General features: G+C 69.9%; 12 protein-coding genes. 3 read left to right on the top strand and 9 right to left on the bottom strand.

Annotated elements, in window-relative coordinates; genetic code table 11:
- Window positions 1-15: 15 nt before the first annotated feature.
- Complete coding sequence (locus EV192_RS16925) at window positions 16-933, top strand: S66 peptidase family protein (protein ID WP_341770864.1); 918 nt, start codon at window positions 16-18, stop codon at window positions 931-933.
- Here EV192_RS16925 and EV192_RS54805 read toward each other — a convergent pair.
- The 9 genes from EV192_RS54805 to EV192_RS16875 form a co-directional block, all read right to left on the bottom strand.
- Window positions 905-1,120, bottom strand: coding sequence for a hypothetical protein (locus EV192_RS54805; RefSeq protein ID WP_132116264.1), 216 nt, complete (start codon window positions 1,118-1,120; stop codon window positions 905-907). The genes EV192_RS16925 and EV192_RS54805 overlap by 29 nt on opposite strands.
- Entirely contained in the window at window positions 1,121-1,513 is a 393-nt protein-coding gene (locus tag EV192_RS16915; RefSeq protein WP_207926087.1) for a DUF3224 domain-containing protein, read from the bottom strand.
- Window positions 1,514-1,550: 37 nt separating this feature from the next.
- On the bottom strand, window positions 1,551-2,231 hold the full coding sequence (locus EV192_RS16910; protein WP_132116260.1) for an ArsR/SmtB family transcription factor: 681 nt from the start codon (window positions 2,229-2,231) through the stop codon (window positions 1,551-1,553).
- A 165-nt stretch (window positions 2,232-2,396) separates the two neighbouring features.
- Window positions 2,397-3,008, bottom strand: coding sequence for a TetR/AcrR family transcriptional regulator (locus tag EV192_RS16900; RefSeq protein ID WP_132116258.1), 612 nt, complete (start codon window positions 3,006-3,008; stop codon window positions 2,397-2,399).
- Between the two features lie 53 nt (window positions 3,009-3,061).
- Window positions 3,062-4,663 (bottom strand): polyprenol phosphomannose-dependent alpha 1,6 mannosyltransferase MptB, encoded by a 1,602-nt coding sequence (gene mptB / locus EV192_RS16895; protein ID WP_132116256.1) that lies wholly within the window; start codon window positions 4,661-4,663, stop codon window positions 3,062-3,064.
- Between the two features lie 109 nt (window positions 4,664-4,772).
- Window positions 4,773-6,446: a dipeptide ABC transporter ATP-binding protein gene (locus EV192_RS16890; protein ID WP_132116254.1), complete on the bottom strand. Its 1,674-nt coding sequence runs from the start codon at window positions 6,444-6,446 to the stop codon at window positions 4,773-4,775.
- Window positions 6,443-7,327 (bottom strand): ABC transporter permease, encoded by an 885-nt coding sequence (locus EV192_RS16885; RefSeq protein WP_132116252.1) that lies wholly within the window; start codon window positions 7,325-7,327, stop codon window positions 6,443-6,445. The genes EV192_RS16890 and EV192_RS16885 overlap by 4 nt, the downstream gene beginning before the upstream one ends.
- On the bottom strand, window positions 7,324-8,346 hold the full coding sequence (locus EV192_RS16880; RefSeq protein ID WP_424923361.1) for an ABC transporter permease: 1,023 nt from the start codon (window positions 8,344-8,346) through the stop codon (window positions 7,324-7,326). The genes EV192_RS16885 and EV192_RS16880 overlap by 4 nt, the downstream gene beginning before the upstream one ends.
- A gap of 21 nt (window positions 8,347-8,367) precedes the next feature.
- On the bottom strand, window positions 8,368-10,185 hold the full coding sequence (locus EV192_RS16875; protein ID WP_243726885.1) for an ABC transporter substrate-binding protein: 1,818 nt from the start codon (window positions 10,183-10,185) through the stop codon (window positions 8,368-8,370).
- Between the two features lie 114 nt (window positions 10,186-10,299).
- On the opposite strand from EV192_RS16875, the gene EV192_RS16870 reads away from it, so the two are divergent.
- Both EV192_RS16870 and EV192_RS16865 read left to right on the top strand, forming a co-directional pair.
- Window positions 10,300-11,127: a M55 family metallopeptidase gene (locus EV192_RS16870; protein ID WP_207926086.1), complete on the top strand. Its 828-nt coding sequence runs from the start codon at window positions 10,300-10,302 to the stop codon at window positions 11,125-11,127.
- The gene (locus EV192_RS16865; protein ID WP_132116248.1) at window positions 11,120-12,421 is read left to right on the top strand and encodes a M20/M25/M40 family metallo-hydrolase; all 1,302 of its coding nucleotides are present in this window, start codon (window positions 11,120-11,122) and stop codon (window positions 12,419-12,421) included. The genes EV192_RS16870 and EV192_RS16865 overlap by 8 nt, the downstream gene beginning before the upstream one ends.
- The last annotated feature ends 12 nt before the right edge of the window (window positions 12,422-12,433 follow it).

Raw genomic sequence — 12,433 nt, 5'->3', positions numbered from 1 at the left:
CGCCGAGGTGGCATCGTGACCGCCCGTCCGGCGCGGCTGCGGCCGGGGTCGCGGGTGGCGGTGGTGGCTCCGGCGGGTCCGATCCCGGAGCAGTTGCTCGCCGGTGGGGTGCGGCTGTTGGAGTCGTGGGGTCTGGACGTGCGGGTCGGCAAGCATGTCCTGGACACCCATCCGACGTTGCCGTACCTGGCCGGGTCGGATGCCGGCCGGGCGGCCGATTTCCAGGACGCCTGGTGTGACCCGTCGGTCGACGCGGTGCTGTGCGCCCGCGGCGGCTATGGCTGCCTGCGGATGGTGGACCTGGTGGACTGGGACGCGATGGCCGCGGCGGCGCCGAAGGTGTTCCTGGGGTCCAGTGACGTGACCGTGCTGCATTCGGCGTTCGCGCGGTATGTGGACGTGGTGACGTTGTTCGGGCCGATGATCGCGTCGGACAAGTTCGTGCATGACGAGACCGCGCGGGAACACCTGCGGCGCACCCTGTTCGAGCCGGACGAGGTGCGGGTGCTGAGCGGGCCGGCGTCGGCGACCATGGTGCCCGGGGTGGCGCGGGGTGTGGTGGTGGGCGGCAACGCGAGCCTGCTGTCGGCCCAGTTGGGCGCGCCGGGGGTGCGGGCGCCGGAGAACGCGATCCTGGTGTTGGAGGACGTCACCGAGGCGCCCTATCGGCTCGACGGCATCCTCACCGCGTTGCTGCGGTCGGAGTGGTTCACCGGGGTCACCGGGGTCGCGCTCGGGTCGTGGACCGAGTGCGGCAATCCGGCGCAGGTCGAGGCGGTGTTGGCGGACCTGGTCGGGTCGTTGGGGATGCCGACGGTGTGGGAGTTGGGGTTCGGGCACTGCCCGGGTCAGCTCACCGTCCCGTTGGGCGCCGAGGCGGAACTCGACGCCGGCAACGGGACGCTCACGATCCTTGAGCCAGCGCTGCGATGACCGCGGCGTAGGCGTCGTCGACCGCGCCGTGCTCGGTCTCGATGACGATCGCGTCCGGTCTCGCCCGCAGCACGGCGGTGAGGTCGTCGTACATGCGCAGCAGGGCCGGGTGGTCGTCGACGTACCGTTCGGCGAGGGTGGACTTGCCGATCGCGGGTGGCCCGTTGAGGTGGATCAGCCGTGGCACTCAGAGATCATAGTGAAGCGTGAGCACGCCATGATCGACCTTGCAGGTGCCGCTCAGGGCTTTGAGGTCGCCGGTGCCGGAGCCGGGGATGATGAACCCGTACTGTTCATTGTGCTGTCCCAGGCCGCCGACCGCGCCGTGGTGCAGGACGAAGCTGCCGGTCTTGCCGTCCAGGGTGCCGGTGACGCGTTCCTGCGCCAGGTAGCCGGCGCCGGCGTCGGGGGTGTCGCCGGTCTGGCAGGCCAGCATCCGGACGGTGCCGGTGCCTTCGACGGCGCCGGTGTAGCTCTTGGTGATGGTGGCCTGGCCGAGGGGCGGGCCGTCGGTGGGTTCGTCGTAGGCGGTGTTGTCCCAGCCGGTGATCTCGAAGTTCGCGGTGATCGTGGTGCTCATGACGCCCATCCTGCCCTGCCATACCTGTCAGGTTGTGTCAGGTTATGCCGAGGTGATCTCGGACGGCGTGTCGACCGGGGTCGGTGAGCCGGACCGCGCGGTGGGTGCCGGTGCGGGTGATCCAGCCGGCGTCGAAGAAGTGTTGGCACACCGCGGCGCCGACGCCGCCCGCGAGGTGGGAGACCCGTTCGGTCCAGTCCAGGCATTCCCGCACGAAGGGGCGTTTCGCGCGGCGCAGTCCGGCCACGTCGATCCCGAGGCCGGTGAGCCACTGGTCGCCGGCGTCGGTGAGGGTGAACCCGCCTTCGCCGCCGAGCAGGCCGCGGTCGACCATGGCGGCGGTGACCTGGACGCCGAGCCGGCCGGCGAGGTGGTCGTAGCAGGTCCGTCCCTGGGCGAGGGCGTTGGCGACGGTCACGCCGCGCAGGGTGGTGGGGCGTGGCTGGGCGGGGGCGTAGGAGGCCATCGACTCGATCAACTCGGCGGTGTGCGGGCCGGCGAGTTGCACGTATCGGTGCCTGCCCTGGCGGCGTTCGACGAGCAGGCCGCCGGCGATCAGGTGGTTGAGGTGTTCGGTCGCGGTGGACGGCGCCACTCCCGCGGTTCTGGCCAGTTCCCCCGCCGTCCAGGCCCGCCCGTCGAGCAGGAACATGCAGATGCTGGCGCGGGTGCCGTCGGCCAGCAGGGTGGCGAGTCGGGCCAGGTCGGGGGCGGTCACGGGTCCATCATGCGCGCCGGTCGGTTCGGCCGCCGCCGAAAGGTGCGCGGCCTAGCGTCGCCGGGCTGGCGCCGATCCGGTCGGACCTGGTCGGGCCGCCGCGGGTGGCCGGGTGCCCGTTGCAGCTGGCGGCCGAGGCGGTCCGGGGAAGACGTACCGTGCTGACTACTGATGGGCCTGAGTACTGAGCGCGAACAGCGCGGTGAGTTCGGCCGCGCACTCGTCGAGGTCCAGGTCGGGGTTGGCGACGAACCTGCGGCCGACCTCGTCGATGGCCGCGCGGATCGTCCACGCCATCACCCGCGGGGAGAACTCCCGGAACTCGCCGTCGCGTTGGCCTTGCCGCAGGCGCTCCTCCAGGGGTGTGGCCGCGGTGTCGTCGGCCTGGGCGCGGTAGTGGGTGAGGATTTCGGTGACCGCGGTGACGTGTTTGGGGTGGGTGCGCATGAAGTCCAGGTGTGAGTGGATGTAGGCGCGCAGCATCCCCGCCGACGTGGTCTCCGCCTGCACCCGGGGCCACATCATGGCCTGGCCCGCGGCGCTGACGTCCGCGATGACCTGCTGGATCAGTTCGTCCTTGCCGGCGAAGTGGTACGAGATGACGCTCTTGGAGATCCCAGCGCGGTCGGCGATCTGAGTGAGCGACGCCTGGGCGTAGCCGACCGCGGCGATGGTGTCGATGGCGCACTCGACGATCTGGGCGCGCCGTGCGACCTCGATGAACGACGGGCCGTCCCGGCCGATCGTGCGGGCGGCGGGTCGCGTGTTCGACTGCATCGCGGCAACCTAACACCCAAGATCGACGACCCTGTGTGCGGGCCTGCTTACCCTCAGTCGACGGCGGGTGCGGGGTCCTTGGGCGGTGGGGCGGGGCGGGGGGTCGGGCCGACGTCGTCCAGTTCGATGCGTCGCTTGTGGCCGAACAGGTTCAGCGGGTCGAGCATGTTCAGCGACTTCGCCGAGAGGATCGACACCAGGATCGCGGCGATCATGAACGGGATGTTGTACAGCTGGTCCTCACCGGCCGGTGAGTAGGTCAGCACGAGGAACACCGCGGTGCCGACCACGAGCGGGAACCGGCCGCGGTCCCAGGGCAGCGCCGCGGCGATAACGAAGCCCCAGGTGAGGTACCAGGGCAGCGTCGCCGGGGACAGCACCGCGACCGCGAGGAGCACGATCGCCATCCGCCGCATGGCGTCCGCGCCGCCGTGCCGGGCCTTCCACCACTGCCGGACGAAGATCGCGACCAGCAGCACGATCCCGATGGCCCGGGTGACGTTGACGAACGGTTCCTTCGACACGTTGAACACGATGTTCACGATGAAGTGCAGGAACTCGCCGACCGCGGTCGGTGGGGACATCCAGTTGACGATCATCGCCGGGGCGCGCAACGCCGGCAGCCAGCCGAGGTCCACGCCGGCCGCGAACGTGGCCGCCGCGAACGTGGCCACGGTGATGGCGAACGCGCTGGCCGCGGCGCGCAGGAAGTTCTTCCAGAACGTGGAGTTCAGGTGGCTGGCCCAGATCCACACTAGGAACGGCAGGGCGGGCCCGGCTGAGGCTTTGACGGCCATGGCGAGGGTGACCAGCACGATGCCCAGGACGTGTTTTCGGTTGAGCACGCACAGGGTGCCGGCGGCGAGCAGACCCACCATGAGCAGGTCGTTGTGCGGGCCGCCGAACAGGTGCACCACGGTCATCGGGCTGGCCACGGCGAGCCACATCGCCACCGGGAGCTTCCCGCCGAGGTGTTTGACCAGGCCGGGCAGCGCCCAGATCAGCAGGGCCAGGCCGATCGCCAGGGCGAGGCGCATCAGGATGACGCCGAGGACCATGTTCGTGCCGGTGGTGGCCACGATGCCTTTGGCGAGCAGGATGAACAGCGGCCCGTAGGGGGCGGGGGTGGTCTGCCAGAAGTAGTGCACGTTCTGGGAGATGTCCGGCATGCCGTCCAGCGACGCCGGGCCGACCTGGTAGGGGTCCATGCCCTGCAGCGGCAGGGCGCCCTGGCCGAGGTAGGCGTACACGTCCCGGGTGAACACCGGGGGGGAGAAGATCAGCGGCGCCATCCAGCACAGCGCGGCGATCAGCACCGCGCGGGCGTTCACCCGGCCGGCGAGCACGTGCCGGCCCAGCCGGATCCAGGCCCACACCACGAGGCCGAACCCGGCGTAGAGGACGGCGGTGGCGAGCATCTTGCCGTGTCCGTACCGGATCCACGAGAGCGGGCCGTTGCCCAGGACGGGGTCGCGGACCAGGACCCCGGCCGCGCCGACCGCGGTCAGCAGGATCAGGAAGGTACCGAGGGTGCCGAGCGCGATGGTGCGCACCGGCATGCCCGTCGCGGGCCCAGACGGCGAGGTCTGGTCGGTGTCGGAGTCAGCACCCAAGGTGTTATCCAGGTTCGGCGCCGGATCTGTGGTGGCGGTCATGGCGTTTAGCAGGTTACACACCGTCTCTACCAGTGCATGCAGGACCACCCGTGGTGGTCGTCACGTCGGCCGTGCTAGTCACCGCCGCGACCGCAAGCCCCCGTTTGGTCTAGTCCACTATGGTACCGGTTTTTGGCTGGTCGCGATCTTGCCTGGCGATCGCGGGCAGGGCCGCCAGCAGTGACCTGGTGTACTCGTGCCGGGGTTCGTGGAGGACCTGTTCGACGTCGCCGACCTCGACCAGTCGGCCGCGGTACATCACGGCGACCCGGTCGGCGATGTTCCAGGCGAGCCCGAGGTCGTGGGTGATCACCAGGGCGGCCAGGCCGAGGTCGGCGCGCAGTCGCAGCAGCAGCGCGAGGATCTCACCGCGGACGGACGCGTCCAGCGACGCGACCGGTTCGTCTGCCACCAGCAGCCGGGGGTTGAGGGCCAACGCGCCGGCGATCACGACGCGTTGCCGTTGCCCGCCGGACAGCTGGTGCGGCAGGACGGGCATGAACCGCTCGACCGGGCGTAGTTCGGCGGCCTCCAGCGCGGCGGCGACCTGGTCGCGTTCGTCGCCGGGCACCCGGTGGATGCGCAGCCCTTCGGCGACGGCCTCGTAGACGCTGTGGCGGGGGTTGAGGGCGCTGGCGGGGTCCTGCAGGACCAGTTGGACCTGTCGGCGGTAGTCGCGTAGTCCTCGTGAGGTGTGCGGGACGGGGGTGCCGTCGAAGACGACCCGGCCGCTGGTGGGGTGTTGCAGGCCGAGGACGGTCCGGGCGAGGGTGGTCTTGCCGGAGCCGGACTGGCCGACCAGGGCGACGATCTCGCCGCGCCGCACTTCGAGGTCGACCCCGGCCACCGCGTGGGTCACGCCACCCCTGTGACGTCCATGCCGGTGGAAGTCGACGTGCAGTGCTTCGGTGCGCAGCAGGACGTCCCCTGGGGTGGGGGTGCTGCGTTGGGGTAGGCCGGCGGGGTTGGTGGTGGCGGGCGCGTACCGGGATTCGGTGTCGCCGATGGTGGGGAACGCCGCGACGAGGGCTTTGGTGTGCGGGTGTTGTGGTTCGGTGACGACGGTGTGGGCGGCGCCGAGTTCTACGATCTCGCCCTGGTACATCACGGCGACGCGTTCGCAGGTGGAGCCGAGGACGGACATGTCGTGGCTGATCATGACCAGGCTGATGCCGTGGTCGGCGACCAGCCGGGTGAGCAGGGTCAGCACCTGGGCCTGCACGACGACGTCCAGCGCGGTGGTGGGTTCGTCGGCGATGACCAGGCGGGGTTCGCAGGCCAGCGCCATGGCGATCATGACGCGTTGTTTCTGCCCGCCGGACAGTTCGTGCGGGTAGGCGTCGGCCTTGTCGGCGGGCAGTTCCACCTGGGCGAGCAGTTCGGCGACGCGGGCCGGGATCCGCGCGGGGTCGACGGTGGCGTGCAGCCGCATGGGTTCGGCGATCTGGTGGCCGACGCGGCGGACCGGGTTGAGGGCGTGCATGGCGCCCTGGAACACCACGGACGCCGACGCCCACCGCACCGCGCGCAGCCGTCCCCACATCATGGTGCGGGTGTCCTCGCCGTCGAGGAGGATCTCGCCGGTGATGTCGGCGTCCTTGGGCAGCAGCCGCAGGACGGACATGGCCAGGGTGGACTTGCCGCAGCCGGACTCCCCGGCCAGGCCGAGGACCTGCCCGGCGGGGACGGTCAGGTCGACGCCGCGCACAGCCTGGATCCCGCCGGGGTAGGTGACGCGCAGGTCGCGCATTTCCAGCACGGCCGGGGTGGTCAGTGCTGTCATCGCTGCTCCCGGAGCTTGGGGTTGAGCACCGTCTCCAACGAGCGCCCGACCATGGTGAAGGACAGCACGACCAGGGCGATCGAGATGCCGGGCGGCAGCAGGTACCACCAGGCGCCGTAGGTGATGGCGCCGGAGGCGTTGGCGGCGTGCAGGATGGATCCCCAGGTGACGTTGTTGGGGTCGCCGAGGCCGAGGAACGACAGGGTCGACTCGGCGACGATGGCGCTGCCGACCGCGAGGGTGGTGTTGACGAACACCAGGGGCAGCACGGACGGCAGGACGTGTTTGACGATCACGTGGGTGTGGCCGCCGCCGAGGGCTTTGGCGCGTTCGATGTAGGGCCGGGCTTCCACGGCGAGGGTTTGGGCGCGGACCAGGCGGGCGCCGGTCGGCCAGGACACGACGCCGATGGCGAGGATGATCGTGCCGACGCCGCCGTCGAGGACCGCGGACAGGGCGATGGCCAGCACGAGGGACGGCAGGACGAGGAAGAAGTCGGTGATGGGCAGCAGGATCGCCGACACCCATCGGCCGAAGTGGGCGACGAGGATGCCCACGAGTGTGCCGATGACGACCGCGAGCAGGGTCGCGGCCAGCCCGACCACCAGGGACACGCGTGTGCCCCACAGGGTGAGGGCGAGGACCGAGCGGCCGTTCTCGTCGGTGCCGAGCAGGTACTCGCCGCTGGGGGGTTTGAGGCGGCCGCCGGTGGCGCGGGTGACGTCCAGGGCGGAGTCGTCGATCAGCAGGGGGATGAAGATCGCGGTCAGCACGAACAGCGCGAGGACGCCCAGGCCGATCAGGCCGCCGCGGTTGGCGGTGAACGCCCGCCACACCTTGCCGGCGGCGGCGCGGCGGCGCGCCCAGACGGGAGATGTCATGAGGCACGCACCCTCGGGTCGAACACGCGCAGCAGCACGTCGGCGATGAAGTTCGCCACCACGACGGTGATGACGAGCACGATGAAGATCCCCTGCAGCAGGTTGAGGTCCTTGGCGACCAGCGCGCTGTAGGTGAGCTGGCCGAGGCCGGGCCAGGAGAACACCGCTTCGACGGTGACCGCGCCGGACACCACCATCCCGAGGTGCAGGAACACCAGGGTGACGGTGGGCAGCAGCGCGTTGGGCATGGCGTGGCGGCGGCGGACGTGGTTGTCGCGTAGGCCTTTGGCGCGGGCGGTGACGAGGTAGTCGGAGTTCATCTCCTCCAGCAGGGACGCGCGCATCACCAGTTGGTACTGGCCGTAGATGACCGCGACGAGGGTGATCACCGGCAGGACCATGTGGTGGGCGATGTCCAGGGCGTGTGGGAGGAACGCGTCGGGGGTGTCCGGGGACTGCATGCCGCCGCTGGGGAACCAGCCGCCGACGGTCATCATCAGCACCAGGCCGAGCCAGAACGCCGGGGTGGACCAGAGGACGAGGGCGACCCCGACGGTGCTCCTGTCCAGGGCGCCGCCGCGGTGCCAGGCGGATTTGGCGCCGAGCCACAGGCCCAGCAGCGCGGCCAGCAGGGTCGCGGTGCCCACCAGCAGCACGGTCGGCCAGATCCGGTCGGCGATGACCTGCCCGGCGGGTCCGTTGTAGGTGTAGGACGGGCCGAAGTCGCCGCGCAGCAGTTTGCCGATGTAGTCCCAGAACTGCGCGAACATGGGTTTGTCCAGGCCGAGGTCGTGGCGTTGCTGGGCCAGTTGCGCGCCGGTGACCGGTTTGCCGCGGTTCATGGTGGCGACCGGGTCGCCGGGCATCACCCGGAACAGCAGGAATCCGAGCACGACGGTCATGGCGACGCTGAGCAGCGCGGCGCCGATCTTGGTGATCAGATAGCGGAGGACTCCGCCGCCCGCGCGGGGCGACGGAGCCTCAGCGATGTCCTCTACCGGGGCGAGGAGGTCGGTCACTGCGTTGTTCCCGTCACTGTCTCATTCCCGTTCGTCCGCGGTGCCGCGTCGCCGTAGCCGGGCGACCACAAGCACGGCCGCGGCGATGACGACCACGCCGCCGCCGGCCAGTCCGATGATCAGGCCGGTGTTGCCGCCCGGTGCCGCGGTGGGTGTGGCGTCGGCGGACGCGGCGGCGTTCTTGTCGGTTTTGCCGGGGGTGGCGCTGTAGTAGCCCCAGTAGCCCTGCTGGTTCATGATGACGCCGCCGGTGCTGGGCTGCGTGGTGAACGGTGCCCACTTGTCGGCGCGGTAGGCCTCCAGCGGGTTGTCGTAGCCCAGGATGACCAGGGCGGCGCGGTCCTGCAGGACCTGTTGCATCTTCTTGACGATCTCGACGCGCTTGGTCCGGTCGGTCTCGGCGAGTTGCTGCTGGTACAGCGAGTCGTATTCAGGGTCGCAGAGGAACGAGTCGGGGGTGGCGCCCTTGCCGTCGGCGTTCGGGCGGGCCGCGCAGGTCTGCAGGGACAGCACGTAGTCCGGGTCGGGGTTGGCGCTCCATCCGGAGAACACCAGGTCGTAGTTGGCGGCCGTGGTGGCGTCGTTGATCTTCTGGTCGCTGACCAGCTGGACGTCCACGGCGATGCCGATGTCCTTGAGCCAGCCGGTGATGTACTTGGAGCCCTGTTCGTCCAGGTTGGTCTCGGCGTGGCCGAGCAGCCGCAGTTTCAGCGGTTTCCCGGTCTTGTCGACGCGGACGCCGTCGTTGCCTTTGGGGTAGCCGTTGTCGTCGAGGAGTTTGTTCGCCGCGGCCGGGTCGAACTTGACCGCGCTGTCGGAGTGGAACTCGGCGAACCCGGGCGGGATGTAGCCGGAGGCCTCGCTGGCGAACCCGCCCCACACCTTGTCGACCAGGGCCTTGGAGTTGACGGCCTGGGCGATGGCCTGCCGCAGTTTGACGTCCTTGAGCGCGGGGTTGCCGTCGCCGATAGGTTTGTTGTCCGAGCTGGTCGCGCCGGGGTTGATCAGCAGTTCGTTGAGGCGGCGGCCGGCGCCGGTGTTGAGCCGGATGGTCGGGTCTTCCTTGAGCGATTCGTACTGGGCCGGCACGAGCCGGTTCATCAGGTCGATCTCGCCTTTCTTGAGGGCCTGCACCTCGGCGTCGACGTTCTTGTAGTACACGAAGTCGAGCTCGCCGATCTTGGGCGCGCCGCGCCAGTAGTTCTTGTTGGCCTTGAGTTTGATGAACTGGCTGGGCTTGTAGTCGTCGACGATGAACGGCCCGTCGCCGACGAGCGGCAGCGGCGGTTCGGCCTTGAGGTCGGTGACCTTGGACCAGATGTGCTCGGGGACGATCGGCACGTCCAGGGCGAGCATGGTGGACCGGGGTTCCTTGGTCCTGATCACCAGGGTCTTGTCGTCGGTGGCGGTGACCGAGTCCCAGCCTTGGACGAAGTTGCCGTTGGCGGTCGCCGCGGTCGGGTTGGTCATCATGGTGTTGAACGTGTACGCGGCGTCCTTGGCGGTGACCGGCTGCCCGTCCGACCAGGTGGCGCCCGACCGGATGGTGAACGTCCAGGTGAGCTTGTCGTCGCTGGTCTTCCAGCTTTCGGCCAGGCCGGGGACCGGGTGGTAGTCGGTCGGGTCGTAGGTGGTGAGGTACTCGTAGGTCAGCCGGGTCAGGTCGGTGCCGATCCGGGTGATCGTGATGAACGGGTTGAGCGAGTCCAACTCCTGGGTGACCCCCGCCCGCAGCGTCGTCTGACCTTGCGCCTGCGCGGTCCCCACTACCGCGAAAGGCGTCGCGACCAGCGCGGACGCCGCCACCAGCGCGCCCGCCCATCGACGTCGAAACAGCACGTCCACCACCTCTTCCTGCACGATTGCGAAGAAATAACCATCCATCGGGTTGAGAAGTCAACGAGTACCGGAAAGTCGTGCCAAGACGTAACACAAGGCCCTACGGTGTGGGGCGTGCGGATCATGATCTCAGCCGACATGGAAGGCGCCACTGGCGTCACATGGACCGATGACGTGCGACCGGGCACCGAGCCGTGGCAGCGGTTCCGGCGGGTGTTCACCGGGGACGTCAACGCGGGCGTCGCCGGGTTGTGCGCGGGCGGCGCGACCGAGGTGCTCGTCAACGAGGCGCATTCGTCGCAGCGCAACCTCCTGCTGGAGGAGCTGGATCCCCGGGCGGCGATGCTCACCGGCCGGCACAAGCCGTTGTCGATGATGCAGGGTATCGATTCGGGTGTGGACGGCGTGGTGTTTCTCGGCTACCACGCCGGCGCGGGCGTCGAGGGGGTCCTCGCGCACACGTACCTGGAGAACTCGATCACCGGGGTGTGGTTGGACGGCGTGCATGCCAGCGAGGGCCGGCTCAACGCGGCGCTGGCCGCCGAGCACGGTGTCCCGGTGCTGGTGGTGACGGGTGACGACCGGACGTGTGTGGACGCGAACGACTACGCGCCGGGCGCGCGGACGGTCGCGGTGAAGGAGTGTGTGAGCCGGTACGCGGCGATCTGCCTGCCGCCGACGCGGACCGCGCAGCTGATCCAGTCGGCCTGCGCGGAGGCGATGGTTTCGGCGGGCCGCGGCGAGGGAACGGTCCAGTCACACCGGATCGAGGTGGAGTTCGACGCGACCCATCTGGCGCACGCGGCCGCGGTCGTGCCGACCGTGTCGCTGGTGGATGTCCGGCGGGTCGGGTTCGACGCGGTGTCGATGACCGAGGCGATGAAGGCGTTCAAGGTGGTGACCGCGATCGCGGCGGGCGCCGTGGAGGGTATCTATGGCTGAGGTGGCCGAGCTGTGTTCCCAGCTGATCCGGTTCGACACGACCAACCACGGCAACGGTGACTGCGCGGGTGAGCGGCCGGCCGCGGAGCTGGTCGCGTCGGTGCTGGCCGAGGCCGGGATCGGGGTGAAGGTCCTGGAGCGGGCCGAGCGTCGCAGCAATGTCGTGGCGCGGGTGTCCGGGGTGGACTCGTCGTTGCCGCCGTTGCTGGTGCAGGGGCATCTGGACGTGGTGCCGGCGGATCCGGTGCAGTGGACGCGTGACCCGTTCTCCGGGGACATCGCCGACGGGTACGTGTGGGGGCGCGGCGCGACGGACATGAAGGATTTCGTCGCGATGGTGTTGACCGTGCTGCGTGGGTGGGCGGCGGCGGATCTGCGGCCGCGCCGGGACATCGTGCTGGCGTTCGTGGCCGACGAGGAGGACCAGGGCCTGTGGGGCGCGGAGTGGCTGGTGGACGAGCATCCGGAGCTGTTCGAGGGCTGCGGGGCGGCGATCAGTGAGTCCGGCGGCTACTCGTATCACGTGCGGCACGCCTCGGGGGCGCCGGTGCGGCTGTATCCGGTCGGTACGGCCGAGCGCGGCACATCCCACCTGCGGATCACGGCCACCGGCCGCGCCGGGCACGGGTCGCGCCGCAACGACGACAACGCGGTGGTGAAGCTGATCGACGCGCTGGGGCGGTTGGCGTCGCACGCGTGGCCGGTGCGGTTGACCCCGACGGTCACGGCGTTCCTGCAACGGACCGGTGCCGCGCTCGGTGTCGAGGTGGATCTGTCCGATGTGGACGCGACGGTGGCGCGGCTGGGCGCGGCGGCGTCGTTGGTGGAGAACACCGTCCGTAACTCGACCCGGCCGACTGTGCTGACCGCGGGTTACAAGGTCAACGTGATCCCGTCGACCGCGGTCGGCGAGGTGGACACCCGGACATTGCCGGGCACTGAGGCGGAGTTGCTGGCGACGGTGGACTCGTTGCTGGGGCCGGGGGTGACGCGGGAGGTGGTGGCGCGCAGCCCGGCGGTCCAAGCCCCGGTGGACTCCCCCTGGTTCGACGCGATGGCCGCCGCGATCCAGTCACAGGACCCGCAGGCGGTCGTGGTGCCGTACTGCATGGGCGGCGGCACGGACGCGAAGGCGTTCGCGCGCCTGGACATCCCGAGTTACGGGTTCGCGCCGCTGTGGCTGCCGGAAGGGTTCGACTACCGGGCGATGGCGCACGGGGTGGACGAGCGGGTCCCGGTGGCGGGCCTGGAGTTCGGCACTCGCGTGCTGGACCGGTTCCTGTCGACGGTGTGACTGTGGGGTCTA

Source organism: Actinocrispum wychmicini (assembly GCF_004345645.1).
GTDB classification, from domain to species: Bacteria; Actinomycetota; Actinomycetes; order Mycobacteriales; family Pseudonocardiaceae; genus Kibdelosporangium; species Kibdelosporangium wychmicini.
The sequence above is the reverse complement of the archived record's forward strand: the minus strand, read 5'-3'. Positions and strand labels throughout refer to the sequence as shown.